Genomic DNA, 19,611 nt, shown 5'->3' with positions numbered 1-19,611 from the left:
TTGCAACTGTATTCAAACACCATATTGATTAGAGCCGCCATGACAACCAATATCGACATCTGCCGTACGGAGCTTGTTCTCGCTAATCGTATTCTGGCCAGGGCTGGCGTGCTGGACGCGTTCGGTCACGTGAGTATCCGGCATCCAGATCGGCCCGATAATTTTCTATTGTCGAAATCGAAAGCGCCTGAGCTGGTGAGCGATGCGGACATTCTCGAATATGACAGTGAAGCTGTGCCCGTGGACGGTGTAGGAGTGCCGCAGTATAGCGAGCGTTTTATCCATAACGAGATATATCGCGCGCGTCCGGATGTGATGGCGATCTGCCATCATCACAGTCCGTCGGTGCTGCCTTTTTGCGTGGCTGGCGTATCGATTGTTCCTGTATATCAGCACGGTGCGTTGATTGGCCGGCATGTGCCTATGTGGGATAGTCGGGACGAATTTGGCGATACGAATCTGCTCGTCACTAACGGAAAGCAGGGGGCATCTTTGGCGCGTGCGTTGGGTTCCGCTTCGATGGTGTTAATGCGGCATCATGGCGCGACTGTCGTGGGTACTGGTTTGCGTGAGCTGGTATTTCGGTCTGTTTCGGCGTGCAAGAATGCGGAGTTTCAGTATCGTGCTATGGCGATTGGGACGGTGACGGGGCTTACTGATGGGGAGATTGAGCTTGCTGCTAAAGTGCCGCCGGCGGCTATAGATCGGGCTTGGGATCTGTGGGTGGGGGAGGCGTGATGACGGCCAGCCTATTGGCGGATAGGGATTGAGTTCTATTGGACGTCGACGCGGGGCAGTGACCGCGTTGGCGCTTCACGGAGTCGGTCGGCCGCCTGCGCGGCCGACACCGCTTCGTCAACCTCGTCGCTACGCTCCTTCGGTTTCCCTCGCTCGACTCCGAGGCGCGCCAACGCGGTCACTGCCCCGCGTCGACTCGCAGAATCTCCAATTCCCTCGTCGCTGGGACGGGTGGTTTTCGTAGGCTTCGTAGGAACTGCTTTTTGCAAGGATGAAGATCTTGCAGGGCTGCCATTCGTGGGCGCCTACGGGCGCGCCCATGAATGGCGTTCGTGATCTGTATGCGAGGGCTTTGGCGTTGGTGGCAAACGGAAGATCTCTCGAGTGACGGTGTCGTGACGTCCTTACGGTCCGATTGCCTCGGTTTGACGTTCAATTAAATTTAACCCTCGCCTGACCTCCGCTGAGTCGAACGGCACTCGACGCAATCGCAGGCCGGTAGCATCGAAGACGGCGTTGGCGATTGCCGCGGCACTGGGGACCGAGCCGGATTCGCCTGCTCCCAATGGAGGTTGATCCTGGGTCGGCATGATCAAGATATCGATATCTGGAATGTCCCCGAACCTGATAATGGGATACCCACCCCATTCACGTGATACGACGCCTGTATCGTCAAACGCCACGCGCTCCATGAGTGCTCGGCTGACCGACTGGATCACATTGCCGTGGATCTGATGCCGAACACCTGCCGGGTTGATCACTAAACCACAGTCGTAGCCTATCCATACCTTCAGTACGCGCACGGTGGCGCGGTCTAGGTCTACTTCGACATCGCAAATCCAGGCGCAGTAAGCCGACCCTACGCCAGGAAAGGTGCCATGTACGTATTGATGCTGGGCAAATCCGCGTCCTCTGCGTATGTGTGGTCGTTGCGGATCTGCATGCAAGCGGGGGGACGGCCCTGTCTGCCAGCCCGCGCGCTCGGCTAGCGCAATACTCAGCGTGCGAGCCCGCGGGTCCTCCATGAAGCGCAGGCGGAATGCGACGGGGTCCTCGCCATGCTGATGCGCTAGTTCGTCAATGAACGATTCATGGCTAAAGACGTTTGGCAATGCGGATACGCCACGCATCCAGGCGGCCCGTACGATGGGCGCCATATCCTGTACAGCAATGCGTACATCGCTGCATCGGTACTGCGGTACGGCAGTGCGATCGCCTTTGTGTTCGACGATGGGGTCAGGGGCAATCGTGCCCGTTTGCATCAATGCGAGAACGGGCGCGTTATTCGACGGGTAGCGATTGACGAATTCATACGCCAGTGTGTCCGGGCCGGTGACCGCGCCTCGTACATCCATGATCTGAGTGGTGCCCTTGGGTTCCCAGCTATGCTCTTCCTCTCGCATGAGCTGCAGACGGACGGGGGCGCCTACTTCGCGCGAGATCAGGGCGGCTTCGGCGGCGGCGTCGTCAGCGCAGTTGCGGCCATAGCAGCCCGAGGCTTCCATTCGCACAATGCGCACTGCCGAGTCGGGCAGATCCAGCAATGCCATGATGTCGGCGTGCAGAAAATGCGGATTTTGCGATCCGCTCCATACGGTAATGGCGCCGTCTCGATAATCCGCTACCGCACAGGATGGACCGATGGATGCGTGCATCTGGTAGGGCCACACGTACGTTGCGATATGTGTGTCCGTACGAGCGGATAGTGCGTTGGTGGGGTTTCCGTCTTCACGCAATACCCGTTCTTTGCTCGGGTTGGCGCGCACCGCTGCCTCAGGATCATTCAGATCGGGCAAGGCTGGCGGCATTTCCCATTGCACTTTCAATTGCCGGGCGGCACGGATGGCATGCTCCTCCCGGCGTGTGACAACAGCGACGAAATCGCCCTTGACCACGACCGCTACCATGCCCGGTATATCCGATACCGACTCGCGATCGACGGCAATCAGTGAATGTCCAATCATCTCGCCGCTATCACGCCCGGGATAAGGAGGGCGGACCATGCGTGCATGCAGCATGCCGGGTAACCGCAAGTCATGGACGAAGATCAATTCGCCTTTGATTTTGGCGGGAATGTCCACGCGTGCGACGCTACGTCCTACGATGCGATATTGGTCGGCGGGTTTGAGATCGACTTTCGCGTCGATGTCGATATCAAAGTGTTCGCCGCGCGCAAGACTGCCGTAGTCTGTCGTTTGTCCGCCCGGGCCCGTGATGACTCCGTCTGTCACGGTGAGCGTGTCGGCATCGCAAGACCATTGCTGCGCGGCGCGTTGCAAGAGGGTTTTTCGTACCTGCGCGGCAGCTCGGCGCAAAGGTACGGCAGCGCTCTGAATCGATGCGCTGGCCGTGGTGGGGCCCTGGTCCGGTGTGCGGTCCGTATCGCCTAGTACCATGCGTACGCGGTGCATGGGGACGTCCATCTCTTCGGCCACGATCTGGGCGAACGCGGTACGTACTCCCGTGCCCAGGTCTACGTGGCCATTGCACGCGATGATATCGCCTTCAGGTGTGATCTCGATGAAGGTATTGACGCGAGATTTGGAGACGCGGTTCACCGCGTGGCGGGCTGGAGGCTCTCCTTGCGAGTCAAGCCGTTCGCGCGATAAGGGTTGCTGATCTTGCATGAGTGTCATGGTTTAACCTCCTGCACGGCGGCGTCATGTCCGTGTTCGCGCAATCGGGCAACAGTCGATTCGACGTTGCTCCACTGGGGCTCATCTGCACCATAGCGTCCTCGCAGATAGTGCACGAGGTCGGTGATCTGTTTATCGTCCAGCGAGTGGGCGAATCCAGGCATGTAGCCTAGATTGTCGTTCGCAGGCTCGGTAATGCCCCGCAGGATGATATGAATCAGATTGTCGGGCCTGGCGGCAGTGAGGTTGGTGTTGGTCGCCAGATCGGGTCGTACGCCGAATAGCGGCAGACCGCGTCCCTGATCATGACAGGCTGCACACGAGCCCTCATAAATGCGTTGTCCGGTTATGTCCGACAGCGTTAACTCTTGCGCTGCGTTTGCGGTCGCGTTCGCAAGGTCAGAACGGGAGGCGGGCGAGTGCGTACGCTGATCAACAGCCCCCTGTAAATCCGTCAAGTACGTCGCCATTGCCAGTATGTCCCGATCAGGCAATTCGGCGAGTCCCGCAATGACAGGCGCCATAGGGCCGGCCGCTACACCGTGTTGAGCGGAATGGCCCGTACGAAGATAGGTATAAAGCTCTGCTTTCGACCAAGGCTGTGTGCCGCTGGTCAAGGCATTGAGTGCGGGGGCGTCCCAGCCCTCTATCGTGGCTCCCGATAGAAACTGTGTCGGGCTCTGCTGTTCGGCGCCGAACGCATTGCGCGGTGTATGACAGGCGCCACAATGTCCGGCTCCATTGACCAGGTAAGCGCCGCGGTTCCACAGCATTGACTGATCGGGGCTCGGTTCAAAGGGCTTTGCATCGTGGAAAAGGAGGTTCCAGCCGGCCATCAAGGGGCGTACGCTGTACGGAAAGGCTAGATCTGTCTTGGGAGGCCGGGCCGGTACCGCAGGCTGAGACATCAAATAGGCATAGAGCGCCTGCATGTCCGAGTCCGAGAATTTGGCAAAGGACGTGTAGGGAAATGCCGGGTACAAATGCCGTCCATCACGGCTGATGCCATGCCGCATGGCGCGATCAAAGGCTTCGTAGCTCCATGTGCCTATGCCGTTGGCTGGATCGGGCGTGATATTAGTGGAATAGATGGTACCGAATGGCGTGTCCATGGCGAGACCGCCGGCGTTTTCCTGGCCGCCCGGTGCGGTATGGCATACCACGCAATCGCTGGCCGAGGCGATGAGCCGTCCCCGCTCGATCGCCGCATCGGAATATAGGCTGATGTCGGGCGTGACAGGAGGGATCGCCGCTCGCCAAGGCAATGCCGTAGCGGCCAGCCCTGCCGCTGCTGCAGCCAGTGGTGTTGCCCAGGCAGCAAATCGACGCCAGGTGGGACGCCTCCTGCTGCCTGGCTCGGCCTGCCCGTCGGGTGCTTGCCCCGCTTCTAATGCCGCACGCTGCAGCGCGATGCCATCAAATGGCGCGCGGCGCAACCGCAATCCCGTCGCATCGTGGATGGCATTGGAAATGGCCGCCGCCAGCGGCAGCGTCAGTGCGGCGCTGCGCGATAGTTCCGTGGGCGTGACCATGTTCGTGCGAGGCGCTACGTCGGCCACCTGGATGGCGGGAACCGTCGTCGCGGTACCCCAGTCATCGGGCGATCGTACTGACCCGAGCAACTGCGCCGTCGCATGCGAGATGCGCTCTTGCAGCTCGGCGCTGAGTGCGGGGGCTTGGGTCATGCCCTCGATGTGGTGACCCACTGTCAGGCCTGTCAGATCGATTTGCCCTGAGGCGAGGTCGACCTCCAGATCCACGACCCAGGCGGACCAGGCGCGCTTGGCGATGTCTTCGTCTTGCGTGACAGCGTAGGCGAAACCGCGTCCATGCTGTGACGTTGCTGTTTTCCCGGGTCTGTCTTCAGGTGATATGCCCCATCCTGCACGCTGCGCGACGGCCTCGATCAGGGCGCGGCCTTGGGTGTCCTTCAGGTGTTCCAGGCGCCACTGGACAGGATCCTGCGCCAGCGCGTACGCGGTCTCGTCGGCAAAACTTTCCAGCGCAAAAACGCTGGCTAGTCCAGCCGCTGCCTGCGGTACAGTGTCGTTTGGCGTCAGGGCGGTTTGCGCAGGCGAAATCGCCAGCGTCAAGTCGTACGGCATGACCACGTTGCCGCCGAGCGCTGGTGGCGTGGATGTAGAGGGCAGGGCCGCCAGCATGGTCCACGCGGAGTGCTCGGCGAGCGGCAGCGACGATGTCAACGTCCAGCCTGATGCACCTGCGCGGCTGCGGTTCGGTTCTATGGTGACGTTCAAATCGTCCACATACCGAGTGGGCCGTGCGCGGACCGTCACGCGCCGTCCTATCATGCGCGCGATCAGCGCTGCGTCAATCGCCGCATCGTGGGCTGCGGACGTGTATTCGTTAGACGATATCGAGTTGGGTTGCAGCAGGCGGATGTGAGAGCGGTCGATGCTGAATAGCTTGGATAGCTCGGCACAAAGGCGGTTGGAGGCGGCGTGTTCCGCCAAAATCTCCAGTGTCCCGTCATCCGTCCACTGTGCCCATACCCGCGATGCATCGGCGATCTCGCCTGGCATCGTCGTCCAGGTGTACATCACGCCGTTGGACTGCTGCGGCCGTTGCCGCTGTGTACCCGACGGCAGCGCGGCATTTTGCCACGTGATACGCAAGCCCGCGGCAACCGTTTTCGCGGTCAGTTCATTGGGCGATACGACGGCGACAAACGTCTTTTCTTGCAGCACCCTGACCGGGTGATCTGCTTGTTTAGCAGCGTGTGTGTCTACCGCAGTGACGATAGAACCGCGATAGCTCAGGCCATCCCAACTGGCATCAGGCGCACGCAGTACAACCGCCGTCCAGGTTCGGCTGTGATCATTGGCGTCCAAGGTGTCTGGCAGATCGGCGCTCATGTCAGTTGCCTCCCGCCAGACGGCGCGCCGCCAACTGCACGGCTTCAATGATTTCCCGATGAGTGCCGCAGCGGCAGAGGTTGTAGCGTAATGCGTCCTCTATCTCTGATCGGCTAGGATCGGGATTGCGACTGAGCAGTGCATGCGCGGACATGATCATGCCATTGATGCAGTAGCCGCATTGCGCAGCCTGTGCATCAATGAAAGCCTGTTGTACGACGCTGAGTGCATCTGGGGTAGACAGGCCTTCAAGTGTCGTGACGGTGCGGCCCGATGCCGCTTTGACCGGCACCACACAGGACCGCGCGGGGGTGCCATCGATGAGAACGGTGCACGTGCCGCATTCCCCCAGACCACAGCCATACTTGGGGCCATTCAGCTCCAGGTCGTTGCGCAATACATAGAGCAGCGGCGTGTCGGCCTCCACCTCGACGCGCACTGCCGTGTTATTCACATTCAAATCAAACTGCATAGCATTTTTCGGGAGGCTGTCTGTTGGTTGCTTGTCCCGCTCAATCCACTTTGATCTTGCCGTCTTTGATGACCTTGGCCCACATGAAAGACTCATCATTGACAAACTGTTTAGTGTCGGCGAGAGACATATAAGAGCCAGTTTCACCCGTCCGGTCCAAACTGGATTTCATCGTGTCGCTTTCCAGGGCCTTTTTCACTGCAGCGTTGAGCGTTTCCAGAATGGGAGCAGGTGTTCCTGCGGGAGCGAACAATCCCGTCCAGAAATACACTTCAAATCCGGGCAGCGTCTCAGCGACGGTCGGGATCTTGGGTAAAAATTTGCTGCGTTCCGCGGATGTCACCGCCAAGCCGCGCAGACGTTCCTGCGACAGATACTGGGTCGTGGCGGGCAACGTCGCAAAAGCGAAATCGACCTGGCCAGAAATCAGATCCGTCATGGCGGGGCCACTGCCCTTATAGGGGATATGCGTGAAATTGCTCGACGTCTGCAATTTCAGTAACTCCCCAGCCATGTGCGGCGTGGTGCCTAGTCCAGCGGACGCGAAATTCAACGACTTACTACCGTCTTTACCGGCCTTGATCAGATCCGCCAGCGTTTTTATGGGCGACGATACAGGCACGGCTAATGCCAACGGTGATTTGGTGATCATTGATACGGGCACTAAATCGCGCTCATATACATATGAGACCGAGGTCATCAGGCTCGGATTGATAATCAGCGCAGGGTCTGCCACCAGTAGTGTGTAGCCGTCGGGTTTGGCGCGCGTGACGGTGTTGGTTCCGATGATGCTGCCCGCGCCGGGCCGATTTTCCACGACCACGGTTTGACCCAGCGATTGCTCGAGTTGCCGGGCCAACAGACGGGTGACGGAATCGACGCCTCCGCCAGGGGGGTATCCGACGACCAATGTGAGGGGCCGATCTTTTGGATAGTTATTTTCCGCACTGACAGCGGTGGCGGGTAGGACGGCAGTTGCCGCGAATGCGACAGCCAGCGATGCCGAAAAAAAGGTACGGCGGCTGATATAGCAAGATAGAAATTTGGACATTCGTCACTCCGATAGACAGTTATCGTCCCCTCAACGCTCGCGGTCTTCTGTGGCGAGTCAAGACGAAAATTTCCGGTGTAAATCAGTACCGCAACGATACGGATGTACCAAAAATGGGTCAAACGATTTATTCTTTGCTTTGACTAAATTTTTTTCATCTCAATCATGCATATCTCCCAGCTTCCGCTCACGGCTCTGCGTGCCTTCGAGATGGCCGCTCGTCACATGAGCTTCAAGGCCGCCGCAGCCGAACTGCATGTCACGCCTACCGCTGTCAGCCATCAGATCCAGCAACTCGAGGCGGTGCTCGGCGTCAAGCTGTTCGACAGAGGGCATCGTAGCCTGGTCCTGACCGCAGCCGGGAAAAGCTGTCTGCCGCCTCTGCGGCGGGGATTCGAAGGGTTGAGCGAGGCCATGGATGTGTTGGCGGAGTTTCGCGAGGTGGGGGTTCTGTCGCTGAGTGCGCCGCCGTCCTTTACGCTCAGGCTCTTGATGCCTATTACTCATCAGTTTCTGGCGCTGCATCCCGAGGTCGATTTAAACGTCACCACCCGTATGCGCGAGCCCGGTTTGTCGTTGCGGTCGGCACGGGACGAAGCCGCCACATTGCAGGACTGGGTAGAGAATGCCGATGTCGTGATTGTCTATGGAGACAGGCCCGAACTGGATGTAGAGGTCTGTGAAATCGTGCCGCTGTCGCTGGCGCTGATGTGCAGTCCAGAGTTGTTGGGGCGGGGGCGTACATTGCGGTCGCCAGCCGATGTGTTCAGCTTTCCCTGGTTGCATGACGAGCGCGGCGTGAAATACGGCACGATGTCATTCTGGGAACAATGGCTGCGCGCTGCGGATCTGGAGCCGTCCACGCCTGAGGGCGGGCACCGGTTCACTCATGCGGCCTTGGCCATTGAGGCGGCGGTCCGTGGTGAGGGGCTGCTGGTCAGTACTCCCGAGCTTTGCCGCGCCGAACTCGCCAGAGGAGCGTTGGTCATGCCGTTTGCCGTCACGGTGCCGTTCGATGCCTCGTATTACTTGCTGACACGCAGGGGGAATACGCCACGCATCCGTGCATTTACAGATTGGCTCAGCAAAGCGTTCATAGACGAGGCCGGGCCGGCCATCGAGAAAGTGAATAGAAAATTTTTCATGCCAAGTGCCGATTGAAAATACCAGGGTTTACCCTGTTTATAGGATATGTTCCAAATTTGGTATATTTCCAGATCACCCTAACAATCGGTCGGTGGTGTGCTCTCACCCTAGGCCAGGCACCGCAATGCCGGCACCGGCACTACGCTGCGGACATTTGCTGCTATGGAAAAACCTGGCCTGGAACTGGCATCGACGTTGCACGAGATTGTCTCGCGGACCGCTGAGGGTCGCGAGGCGGCAGTGAACCAGGCATTAGCCCGCATTGGTGAGCGCGATGCCCAAGTACAGGCCTGGACGTATATCGAGAACGCCGAGACGCTGCGTGAGGCAGCGTCAGCCGTGCCTGCCGACGTGCCGCTGGCAGGCGTGCCTTTCGCCGTTAAAGATGTCATCGACGTGGCGGGCATGCCTACTTGTTGCGGGTCTCCTGCCGAACCGGATGTGCCGCGTGCTTTCGATGCCAGTTGCGTCGCGTTGCTGAGGCGGGCGGGCGCCGTGCCGGTGGGCAAGGTAGTGACCGCGGAATACGCTTTTCGCCGGCCAGGGCCTACACAGAATCCTCGAGCCCCGGGGCACACCCCGGGTGGCTCTTCCAGTGGGTCGGCCGCTGCCGTGGCGGCGGGCATGATTCCTTTTGCTTTGGGTACGCAAACCGGCGGGTCCATCATCCGGCCCGCCGCCTATTGCGGGGTAGTGGGGTTCAAACCGTCGTTTGGCGCCGTGTTCCGAGACGGTCTGCGTCAGACGTGTGAGTCGCTGGACGTGATCGGCTGGCATACACGATCGGTGGCGGATACGCGTCTGTTGGCCGAGGTCTTGCTGCCGTATCCCCAGCCCGATGCTGGGTTGACCGCACCGCCGCGCACCGTAGCCATTGTGCGCGGCGATCCGGACAATCTACTCGAGACGGCGAGTGAGCGCGCATTAGCGGCCGCTCGCGATGCCTTCGAACGCCACGGCATCCGTTGCGTCGATGTGCCCTTTGATCGAGCCGCGGAAATCGCGGAGATCCACACGACGATCATGCATTATGAATTTGCGCGCAGCTTGAGTCCCGTTGTGCAGCGTTGCCCTGATCAGGTCAGTGCCAGCCTGCTGGATACGGTACGCAAAGGGTTCGACATTGCCGCGCAAGACTATCTCGCCCAGCGCCACGCTCAACTTTATTGGCGTGATCGATGGGCTGAACTGATCGGCGATGCCGATCTGATTGTGACGCCCAGTACGCCTGGGGTTGCCCCTCATGGGCTGGCCAGCACGGGGGCGTCGGCATTCAATCGGATCTGGTCCGCACTGGGTTGGCCTTGTCTGCATCTGCCTATGGATGCTGGTGGTGCCGGCTTGCCGATAGGCGTGCAGCTGGTCGGGCGGTATGAGTCTGATCACCAGTTATTGTCGTGGGCTGCCGCGCTGCACGGTATTTTGCTGGCAGGAGAATAATTCGAATAGTGCCCCGCAACTGAATTTGCTTGCTCACATGGAAGGGTATGCGACCACTGTGGTCGCATACCCTTCCTAAAACACTTACTGCATACCAATCGTTTCGAGATACTTGATCGTTTCCTCTACGCTCACGACATCCCCATACTTGGTATCAATGTCGAACAGGCTTTGTTGATGTGATGCGGCAGAGCGGTCGCCTACGCCTTCTGCCACCACGATGGGTCTGAACCCCAATTGAACGGCATCTACAGCCGTTGCGCGTACGCAGCCGCTCGTTGCGGTGCCGGTCATGATCAGCGTATCGATACCTCGATTGACCAGGCGTGACATGAGGTCCGAACCAAAAAAGCAGGACGCGTATTTTTTGTAAAGCAGCACGTCGTCATCCGCGCGTTCCAGGCGGCGGTCGAGTTGATAGCCTTCGCCATCGATGTGCAGGGTAGATTGTCCACGCATTTTCTGATGCCAGATCCCCGCGTCGCGCAGTTTCGCGTCTTCGTATCGCACCATGCTGAGAATGACTGGGATATTCTTTTGGCGTGCGACTCTAGTCAGTTTGTTCGTGACGTCGATCTGCTTGCTCAGGTCCGATCCCAGGGGTTGGGATGGATCGGTGAATCCATTGCTCAGGTCGATGACAATCAATGCTGGTTTTGTTCCAAATCCCAGACGGCCTCCAAAGCCCCGCTTTTGAAAGAACTCTGCATCATGAGCATCCAGGCTATTAGCCAAGTCATTCATTGTGTTTCATCTCCTTTAACAGCTCATGGGGGAGCTAATCGCCATAGGGGTTCCAGTTATCGCCTCGCCGGCGTGAACTATTCCACCCGAATATTTGCTTGCTCGATCACTGCTTTCCATTGTTCGGCGTCCTGCTCAAAGCGTTTTAGCCAGGCGGCATAGTCGATGACATCGGGTTCGATTCCCTGCACAGCCAACGCCTGACGTACGTCATCTGAGGTCGTTACTTTGCGTACTTGATCGAACCATTTTTGGCGTACGTCGTCGGGAATGCCGCGTGGGGCCAACAGGCTGACGCGGAATGTGGTCGTGTAGTCGGGCACGCCGGATTCAGCCACGGTGGGAACGTCCGGCAACGCCAGCGCTCGTTTTTCGCCCGTTACCGCTATTGCTTTGAGCTTTCCTGCCTGGATATGAGACAGGACAGAGCTGATCGGTGAGAACACGACTGAAATTTGGCCGCCCAGCAAATCGTTGACTGCGGGCGCTGTGCCCTGATAGGGCACGTGCATCAGAGGAACTCCTGATTTCGCCGCAAAGTATTCGGCCGCCAGGTGATGAATACTGCCAATGCCCGCCGACCCAAACGTCACCTGACCGGGATGTGCTTTGGCATAGGCGATAAACTCTTTGATGTTCGACACCGGTAGGGACGGGTTGACCGCGACCACGATGGGGACCTGGGCAACCGGCGCGACCGGCATGAGCTGTTTATGCGTATCATAGGGTAGCCGTTTGCCGTAGAGCACAGGGGCGACCGACCATAATTCGTTCGGTATGACGAGCAGCGTATATCCATCAGGTTCGGAGCGGGCTACGCTGCCAGTCCCGATCTGGCCCGCGGCGCCGCTACGGTTTTCTACCACGACAGGGATATTCCATTCATTGCCCGTGCGTGTGGCGATTTGACGTGCCAGGTAATCGGTGCTGCCGCCGGCGGGAAAGGCGTCGACGATACGGACCGCGTGGCTAGGGTAGGCTTTGGGCTCTGCCTGGACCGGTGATGTGGCCTGGCTTCCCATTAGTGCTAATACCGCTACACAAACATTGAGGATTCGGTTCCAATACACAGGACTCTCCCATTGATGATCACGATTGACTAACGCTATTTGAAATGAGGGTGGCAACACTGTCCAAGACTGTTTTCATTTGAGAGCGAGAAGACTTCGATATGCCGGCTGCCATTTCTTCCTTGTCGGGCTCGACGTTTCCACCATCGTATGGATGCTTCATTCTTGAACCAGCTACATTGATTCTGCTGAGGCTATGAATCTCCGACAGCTTCGTTGTTTTGTTGCCGCCGTTGAACAGCGCAACGTCACGCGCGCGGCGGAACGCCTGCATATGGCGCAGCCTGCGTTGGGCCAACATATTCGCGCGCTGGAAGCCGAGCTGGACGTTTCGTTGCTGGATCGTCATTCCCGGGGCGTCAATCCCACGCGGGCAGGTGAGCGGCTATATGCTCGCAGCCTGGAGATCATTGATCTGGTCGAGCGTACCCAGCGCGAGGTTGCTGCGTTGGGCAAGAGCGCATCGCAGACATTGACGTTGGGGCTCACGCCTAGTCTGACGTTATTGATGGGTACGGATCTGCAGCTAGCATTCGGTGAGTACGCTGCCGGCAGCCATCTGCGCTTATGGGAAGAGCCTAGTTTCAGATTGGCAACGGCGGTGGAGGCGAGCGAGCTCGATGTCGCGTTGGCATACGACATCGCGCCGCGTTCGGCGCTGTCACTGACCGCCGTCATGGAAGAAGAAATGCTCTTCGCATGCCGCCCAGATATCGCGCCCGATGCCGCCACCGTGGAGCTCGCATACATTCTGAGCCGCGATTTGGCGTTGGGGTCGGCCCAGGATATCGGGCGAAGGGTGCTGGCACATGCGGCTGGACGTACACCAGAGGATCTCACCGTGCGCTATGAGTTGCAGTCTATCGCCGGCATTCGGGATCTGCTGCTGCGCGGCACGGCATGCAGTGTGTTGCCTTACGGCAGTATCGCTCACGAGATCAAGGCGGGACGGTTGGCGGGGCGTCGCATCGAAGGAGGGGTGTTAAAGAGCACACTCAACGTCGTGACCCGCGCGACGGGAGATGGGCGTCAACCTAGGATGGACCCTTTGTTTGTGTGGCTGATCGAACGTGCCATCGTTATGGCGGCGACTCGGCAGCCATCTCTGACGACGAGGATCGGAACAGATTTTCTTCCATCTGTTATTCAGGCTTGATCTTTGCTTTCTGAATAAGCGCAGTCCATCGCTGAAGTTCCGAATCAACGAATTGAGTCGACTTCTCGACAGACAAATGCGTGGCGATTCCGCCCGTTTGTTCCAGCGATTTAATGACCTCTGGATTGGACAGAGCCGCTTTCACCGCGTTGTTTAAACGGTCGACGATGTCGGGGGGAGTGCCTGCCGGGGCAAACAAGCCGGTCCAGAACTGCACCTCAAAGTCCGGAAAGCGTTCCGCGACAGTCGGTATATCCGGGAATAGGCTGCTGCGTTTCAATCCTGTCGTAGCAATCACGCGTACCGAGTTTTTCTGAATGAAGGGATTTGCGGAGGCGATGGTGGCGAACGAGAAATCCAGCTGGCCCGCAGCCAGATCGGTCATGGCCAGGGCCGTGCTTTTATAGGGCACGTGAGTAAACGGCGCATTCGTGGCAAATCGCAGCATCTCGGCAGCCAGATGCGGCGTGGTGCCGACACCCGACGAGGCGAAATTCAGACCGCCTGGTTGCTGATTGGCAATCGTTGGTAAATCAGCGACGTTGTTGGCTTTGGATGATGGCGGAACCACGAGTACGAGAGGAGACATGGTCACCGTCGACACAGGCGCAAAGCCATTCTTCAAGTCATAACCGATATTGTCGGTCAGGGCTGTATTGACGACGAACGCAGGATCGGAAAGCAATAGCGTATAGCCGTCGGCCGGCGCTCGCGAGACTTGTGCCGCCGCTATTGCTCCGGCGGCGCCTGGCTTGTTCTCGACGACGACCGACTGTTTGAGTTGATTCCCGAGCTCGCGCGCTAATACCCGCGCCACGGTGTCAGTCCCGCCTCCGGGTGCGAAACCGACCATGATGACGATCGGTCGATCCGGATACTCAGCACGGGATTGAGCGGTCCAACCACAGGCTAGTACCGCTACAAGACAAAGCGCGATTGCACGGGAAGCAAGCAGAAAGACCTTGGGCAGCATGGGTGTGAGATCGCCGAAAAAGTGGTTCGGGAGAAGGCCAAGCGATGTTTCTCTGCTGCTCGCACTCGTTCCATTTATGGAGCAGTGCGCTAATTTTTAATCAGATCAGCTAATTTTGCAATAAATTCCAATTTTGGAACATATGCCGTACTTTCCGGGCCTCGGGCATATTGTTCTATGTCTCCCGACGAATGTTCTATTTCTGGGGAGGCGGCTTGCCTTTATGCTTGCGGCACACACCAACATCAAACGAGGAGACCTCCATGCTGCATTCCGTTTTCCATGGGCTGAGCCGCTGTGCCTTGATTGCGACCTGCGCTTTACCCCTAGCCGCTTTGGCGCAGAGCAACACGATCAAACTCGTCGTGGGAGCGCCTCCGGGGGGTACGACGGATACCGTGGCGCGCAGCATTGCACAGCATATGGGCCAGGATTTAAAGCGCACTGTGTTGGTCGAGAACAAACCCGGCGCTGGGGGCAACATTGCGGCGGACTACGTGGCCAAGAGCATGGCCGATGGCAATACGCTGTTGGTCACGTTCACCAGCTTTTCCATCAACGCTTCGCTGTATCGCAAACTGCCGTTCGACACGGTCAAGGATTTCACGCCGATCAGCATGCTGGCGAATGTGCCCAGTGTCTTGATCACGCGCAAGGATTTCCCGGCGCAGAACATGGCCGAGTTTGTTAAAGAAGTGAAATCGCATCCGGGCAAATACACCATGGCGCTGGGTGCGACCGGTTCGTCGCTGCACATGGCGGGCGAGCGGATGAAAATGATGTCCGGGCTGGATATCTTGAACGTGCCCTACAAGGGGACCGCGCCTGCGCTCACGGATGTGCTGGGCGGCCAGGTGGATATGATGTTTGCGAGTTCGATGAATGCCTTGTCGCCGGTCAAGAGCGGAACGTTGAAAGCACTCGGCGTGACGAGTACTGCGGAACTGCCGCAATTCCCGAGCGTGCCGCCGATTGGCGACACGATCAAGGGATTCGAATCCAATGCCTGGTTCGCAATGTTCGGCCCGGCGGGGTTGTCACCCAAGGTCGTCGCCGAGCTGAACAGCGCCGCGCGCAAGGCCGTGGATACACCGGATTTTCGTAAGCTGCTTGAGGGCGAGGCGGCAACTGCCGTGAGCAGTACGCCCGAGGAGCTTGGCGAATTCGTGCGCAAAGATATTGCACGATACGCAGAAATCGTGAAGTTCACGGGTGCGACGGTGGATTGATTCTTGCAGATCAGTTGTTCCAGGAACGGATCGGCCGTGTCCAGTGCTGCCCCGACCATCATGGAGTCAAAGCCTGTGTAAGCCCTCGTTTTAAGTAATGCCGCACTGCGTCATAACAATGTACGTACATAATCGCTAATAAGTGATATGTTTATGTACGGACGTTGGCGTAGATCAGCGCCCGAAACCACCAATAAGGAGGCAGAGGATGCGTGGAGCAATAGCGGCGTTATTGCTGGGTATGGGATTGGGAACAGGCATGCTGACGGCGCATGCGGCGTATCCCGAGCGCGGCGTCAAGATGATCGTGCCATACCCGGCTGGACAGACGACGGATGTCATTGCCCGTACTGTTGGACAGGAACTGAGTGACGCCTTGGGACAGGCTTTTTTTGTCGATAACCGAGGCGGCGCGGGCGGCATCATCGGCATGGAGGCTGCCAAGCGCTCGGAGGCGGATGGCTATACGCTGTTGATGACTGCCAGTGGACCAGTGGCGATCAACCCGGGGCTCTATAGCAAGCTGCCATACGATGTCCAGAAAGACTACGAACCTGTCGCGCTGGTCGCGATGGTGCCGTTGTTTCTGGTGGTGCGCAAGGATTTCCCAGCCGACAACGTGCGTGAGCTCGTGGACTATATCAAGCAGCATCCTGGCCAACTGAACTACGGCTCGGGCGGCAGCGGGTTGACGAACCATTTGGCGATGGAAATGTTCAAGAGCCAAGCCGGACTGAATATGACGCATGTGCCGTATCGTGGGGCATCGGCGGCGTTGACGGGACTGTTGAGCGGCGATGTGGCGCTGATGTTTGAGGCCGGCCCTGCTATCAAGCCGCATGTCGAGTCCGGTGCGCTAAAGGTACTGGCCGTGGGTGGTCGAGAGCCGGCCCGGGCGTTTCCCGACGTGAAGCCTGTGTCCGTCGAAGGGGTAGCAGGCTATGAAGCGCAAGCGTGGATTGTCTTGATGGCGCCTGCAGGGACACCTAAACCCGTCATCGACAAGCTCAACGCGGTGACGCGCGATGTGGTGAGCCGTCCGGCTATCCAGAATAAACTCGCCGGCTTGGGCGCGGATACGGTTTCAGTCAGCCCCGAGGATACGCGCGAGTTTATTGCGCGAGAGATCTCAGTATGGGGTAAAGCGGTCAAGACCTCTAACGCCAAAGTCGATTGAGTACCTGTTAACGTTTTTGCAAGGTGGGATAGGGGCCGTCGTGCAGCGCGTATTCGGACAGTATCTGGTCTCGTACGGCACGTCGGCTGATCTTGCCTTGAGGGTTGCGCGGCAGGGCCGCGACGGCGATATGCGCGCGGGGGTGTTTGTAGCGCGCGAGGCTCTCGATCTGTTGCCGCGCATGATCTGCCCAGATGTCTTCGGCACGCTCTGCGACGGCGACGATGATCTCGCCCCAGTAGTCGGAGGGCAATGCGACGACACAGATGTCGCCGCATCCTGGTGTGCCGGCGAGGGCGGCTTCGATTTCATCGGGATAGACTTTATAGCCCCCCGTCTTGATGACGTCGGCCATGCGGCCTAGCAGCCAGAGCCGTCCTCGTTCGTCGATGCGGCCCAGGTCGCCGGTGCGGTGCCAGCCATCGGCGTCCGGTGTGTGAAAACCGTCTTGATCGATATGGCCGATATACATATGCGACGAGCGTAATTCGATCTCGTCGTGCGAGTTGATGCGCAACTGCACGCCAGGGGCGGGCCAGCCCAGGCAAGCGCCTTCGCCGCTATCCGATGCAAAGCAGGCTTCGGTGGCGGCAGGATCCAGCACGGTGATGGGGTTGACGTTTTCGCTCTTGCCATAGGTGACGCGTACGCAGGGGCCAAAGAGCGCACGTGCCCGCGCATAGAGGCTGGGCGTGAGCGTCTGGGTGCCGGTGAAAACACAGCGTACGTTGGGGAGGTGTTCGCCCTCAAAGGCCGCAGCGAGTTTTGCGAGCACGGTAGGAGGGGCGAATATCGCCTCGAGTTTGCCGCTGCGCAATTCGCGGCCCACGGCCTCGAGGTCGACGCCATTGAGCAATACCGCTGTCCCGCCGTAGTCCAGCCATGCGCGCGCCTGCATGGAGGCCCCATGCACATAGGGCGTCATCAGCAATACTCGGGATCCAGGGCTAGGTGTAAAGGGCAACACGGCACGCAGCAACACTGCCGCCAGCCAGCGGCGCCCTTGGTCATACACCAGTGCTTTGGGCTTGCCGGTGGTGCCCGAGGAGAAAATGATTCGGCCCCAAGAATCGGCGCGGACTGCGGGCAACACATCGGGATGGGGGAGTGGCGCGATGTCTTCGCACAGGATCAGCCGGGCCCCCAGGTCCCGTACCGTGTCGGCGTGGGCGCGGTCGGTGATGATGTGGCTCATGGGGGCCAACTGCAGTCCCCATTGAATTTCCTGGCGCGTGTAGGCGGCATTCAGATGCACCAGACAGACGCCGCTGATGGTGGCGCCATAGTCTGCCCAGACTGCATTGATACCGTTGGGCAAGTAGATGCCGACACAACCCCCTGGCTGCGCGCCGTCGTTTGACAAGGCGTTCGCCAGCGCATGGGCGCGGGCGTTGAGCGCGGCGTAACTCAGTGTGGCGTGGCCGTCGTCGACGGCCACCTGTTCAGGATAGCGTTGGGCCAGCGTATGGAGTTCGAGCGACCAGGGGATATCGTCGGTACGCGTCATTGATCAGTTTCCAAATAGGGTGCGAATGTTGTCGATCTGCGCGAGACTGGTCAAGCGGTCATAGAGCGTGCCGGCCGACGGGATTGCCGCGGTATTCGTGCCCGCCTGAGCTCGCCATATCGCCAGGCAGTCATCGAATTTGGTACGCAGGTCGGCTTCGCTCAACGGCAAATGAGCATGTCCGCGCGGATAGCGGATTTCACCTGAGCGGAAAATGCGGCCGTCCTGCATTTCGATGGTTACCGTGTCGTACAGGGCGAATGCAGCGTCTTCGGGATCCGGTGCCTTGACGATGTCGATGACGACCTTTCGATAGAGCTCGTGCATGGTGGGCTCATTGACAAACTCGTCGTTCAATTCTGCCAGTCCCACTTTTCGCCGCAGCAACGCGGCGGCTACGGCAAACTGTGCGCTGAATTTGGCTTCCAGTGCGGTGACGGGGGCCGCGTTGCGCAGCATGGAGGCCTGGGCTGCGCCGATGCCCAGCGTGATGCGCGCGACGTTGGCGGCATCCAGGTTTTCTGCGTTCGCGATATCGAGAACGGCATCGATGACGCGATGGCCGGAATAGCAGAGGGGGTATTTCTTGATGGACAGGCGCGTGGCCAGAATATGGGGGGCGCCAGGCCGATAGGGGCGTTCGCGATCGACATGGCCGTGCGGAGATAGGGCTGCCAGGAACCCCGCATGATGCTCCAGTGCGTCGGTTGCCGCACTCAATCCCAGGCCGGCCAGCGTGACTGCTTCAAAAGCGAGGGCGCCGGCACGGCCTGCGTGCAGCGGTTTGGTCATGGTGCCGAAGTTCGCGACGAGGCCGCTGGCCAGGCTGGCGCTGATGGCCAGTGCGCGGACGATGTCAGAGGCCGGCAGTTTGCGCAGATAGGCGAGGGCTGCCGTCGCGGCGACCGTGCCGAATACCGCCGTCGGATGCCATCCTTTGATGTGATACGGGTCCGATTCGCGCGAGGCCAATTCCGCCCAGACTTCATAGCCCACGACATAGGCGCGCAAACATTCGGCTCCTGAGATGCCTCGTGCGTAACCTTCTGCGAGAATGGCCGGCGTGAGCACGGTGCTGGGGTGGCCGGAAAGCGCGACGTCGTCGTAATCCAGTGCGTGACCCGCGACGCCGTTGACGAATGCGGCTTGCGGCGATGGCAGCGTCGCGCCGCCAAACCATAGCGGAGCGCTCTGTGCGCCGGACTGTAGCGTAGATCGCGCATACTCCAGCGCAATACGCGCGACTGGCTCCTGGTGTCCGGCGAGGGCGACGGCGATGGTGTCGGTCATGCCCTGGCGGGCGATGGTGATGGCCTCGCTTTCGCGGGCGCCGAAATCAGGCTGTGCGATGTACGTGGCCAACGCTTGGGTGAGTGCGTTCATGAGAAGCTCCTTG

Annotated in this window: 15 protein-coding genes; 6 read left to right on the top strand and 9 right to left on the bottom strand. The window is 59.2% G+C overall.

Features of this window, described 5'->3' with window-relative positions; all coding sequences use genetic code 11:
- Positions 1-39 precede the first annotated feature (39 nt).
- Positions 40-738: a class II aldolase/adducin family protein gene (locus ACYVI2_RS05730; RefSeq protein WP_415820246.1), complete on the top strand. Its 699-nt coding sequence runs from the start codon at positions 40-42 to the stop codon at positions 736-738.
- 404 nt (positions 739-1,142) lie between these two features.
- On the opposite strand, the gene ACYVI2_RS05725 is transcribed toward ACYVI2_RS05730, so the two are convergent.
- From ACYVI2_RS05725 to ACYVI2_RS05710, 4 genes are read right to left on the bottom strand one after another with little or no spacing between them, the layout of a single operon-like run.
- Positions 1,143-3,374: a xanthine dehydrogenase family protein molybdopterin-binding subunit gene (locus ACYVI2_RS05725; protein WP_415820245.1), complete on the bottom strand. Its 2,232-nt coding sequence runs from the start codon at positions 3,372-3,374 to the stop codon at positions 1,143-1,145.
- Positions 3,371-6,250: a c-type cytochrome gene (locus ACYVI2_RS05720; RefSeq protein WP_415820244.1), complete on the bottom strand. Its 2,880-nt coding sequence runs from the start codon at positions 6,248-6,250 to the stop codon at positions 3,371-3,373. The genes ACYVI2_RS05725 and ACYVI2_RS05720 overlap by 4 nt, the downstream gene beginning before the upstream one ends.
- A 1-nt stretch (position 6,251) precedes the next feature.
- Positions 6,252-6,722 (bottom strand): (2Fe-2S)-binding protein, encoded by a 471-nt coding sequence (locus tag ACYVI2_RS05715; protein ID WP_415820243.1) that lies wholly within the window; start codon positions 6,720-6,722, stop codon positions 6,252-6,254.
- Positions 6,723-6,762: 40 nt separating this feature from the next.
- Positions 6,763-7,773 (bottom strand): Bug family tripartite tricarboxylate transporter substrate binding protein, encoded by a 1,011-nt coding sequence (locus ACYVI2_RS05710; RefSeq protein ID WP_415820242.1) that lies wholly within the window; start codon positions 7,771-7,773, stop codon positions 6,763-6,765.
- 165 nt (positions 7,774-7,938) lie between these two features.
- On the opposite strand from ACYVI2_RS05710, the gene ACYVI2_RS05705 reads away from it, so the two are divergent.
- Together ACYVI2_RS05705 and ACYVI2_RS05700 are read left to right on the top strand one after the other, a co-directional pair.
- The gene (locus ACYVI2_RS05705) at positions 7,939-8,934 is read left to right on the top strand and encodes a LysR substrate-binding domain-containing protein (RefSeq protein WP_415820241.1); all 996 of its coding nucleotides are present in this window, start codon (positions 7,939-7,941) and stop codon (positions 8,932-8,934) included.
- 147 nt (positions 8,935-9,081) lie between these two features.
- Entirely contained in the window at positions 9,082-10,359 is a 1,278-nt protein-coding gene (locus ACYVI2_RS05700) for an amidase (protein ID WP_415820240.1), read from the top strand.
- Positions 10,360-10,443: 84 nt separating this feature from the next.
- Here ACYVI2_RS05700 and ACYVI2_RS05695 read toward each other — a convergent pair whose 3' ends face one another.
- Entirely contained in the window at positions 10,444-11,103 is a 660-nt protein-coding gene (locus ACYVI2_RS05695; protein WP_415820239.1) for an isochorismatase family protein, read from the bottom strand.
- A 77-nt stretch (positions 11,104-11,180) separates the two neighbouring features.
- Positions 11,181-12,173, bottom strand: coding sequence for a Bug family tripartite tricarboxylate transporter substrate binding protein (locus tag ACYVI2_RS05690; protein ID WP_415820238.1), 993 nt, complete (start codon positions 12,171-12,173; stop codon positions 11,181-11,183).
- A 196-nt stretch (positions 12,174-12,369) separates the two neighbouring features.
- Between ACYVI2_RS05690 and ACYVI2_RS05685 the strand changes: the two genes are divergently transcribed.
- Positions 12,370-13,329, top strand: a complete 960-nt coding sequence (locus tag ACYVI2_RS05685; RefSeq protein ID WP_415820237.1) for a LysR family transcriptional regulator — start codon at positions 12,370-12,372, stop codon at positions 13,327-13,329.
- Here the strand turns inward: ACYVI2_RS05685 and ACYVI2_RS05680 are convergent.
- On the bottom strand, positions 13,316-14,302 hold the full coding sequence (locus ACYVI2_RS05680) for a Bug family tripartite tricarboxylate transporter substrate binding protein (protein ID WP_415820236.1): 987 nt from the start codon (positions 14,300-14,302) through the stop codon (positions 13,316-13,318). The genes ACYVI2_RS05685 and ACYVI2_RS05680 overlap by 14 nt on opposite strands.
- Positions 14,303-14,565: 263 nt before the next feature.
- Here ACYVI2_RS05680 and ACYVI2_RS05675 point away from each other — a divergent pair, with 263 nt between their 5' ends.
- Together ACYVI2_RS05675 and ACYVI2_RS05670 are read left to right on the top strand one after the other, a co-directional pair.
- On the top strand, positions 14,566-15,531 hold the full coding sequence (locus ACYVI2_RS05675) for a Bug family tripartite tricarboxylate transporter substrate binding protein (RefSeq protein WP_415820235.1): 966 nt from the start codon (positions 14,566-14,568) through the stop codon (positions 15,529-15,531).
- Between the two features lie 208 nt (positions 15,532-15,739).
- Positions 15,740-16,708, top strand: a complete 969-nt coding sequence (locus tag ACYVI2_RS05670) for a Bug family tripartite tricarboxylate transporter substrate binding protein (protein WP_415820234.1) — start codon at positions 15,740-15,742, stop codon at positions 16,706-16,708.
- 7 nt (positions 16,709-16,715) lie between these two features.
- Here the strand turns inward: ACYVI2_RS05670 and ACYVI2_RS05665 are convergent, their stop codons facing one another.
- Positions 16,716-18,215: a class I adenylate-forming enzyme family protein gene (locus tag ACYVI2_RS05665; protein WP_415820233.1), complete on the bottom strand. Its 1,500-nt coding sequence runs from the start codon at positions 18,213-18,215 to the stop codon at positions 16,716-16,718.
- A gap of 3 nt (positions 18,216-18,218) precedes the next feature.
- Positions 18,219-19,598, bottom strand: coding sequence for an MmgE/PrpD family protein (locus ACYVI2_RS05660; protein ID WP_415820232.1), 1,380 nt, complete (start codon positions 19,596-19,598; stop codon positions 18,219-18,221).
- Positions 19,599-19,611: the final 13 nt, after the last annotated feature.

Source organism: Bordetella tumbae (assembly GCF_054780995.1).
This window is presented reverse-complemented; position numbering and strand designations above follow the sequence as displayed.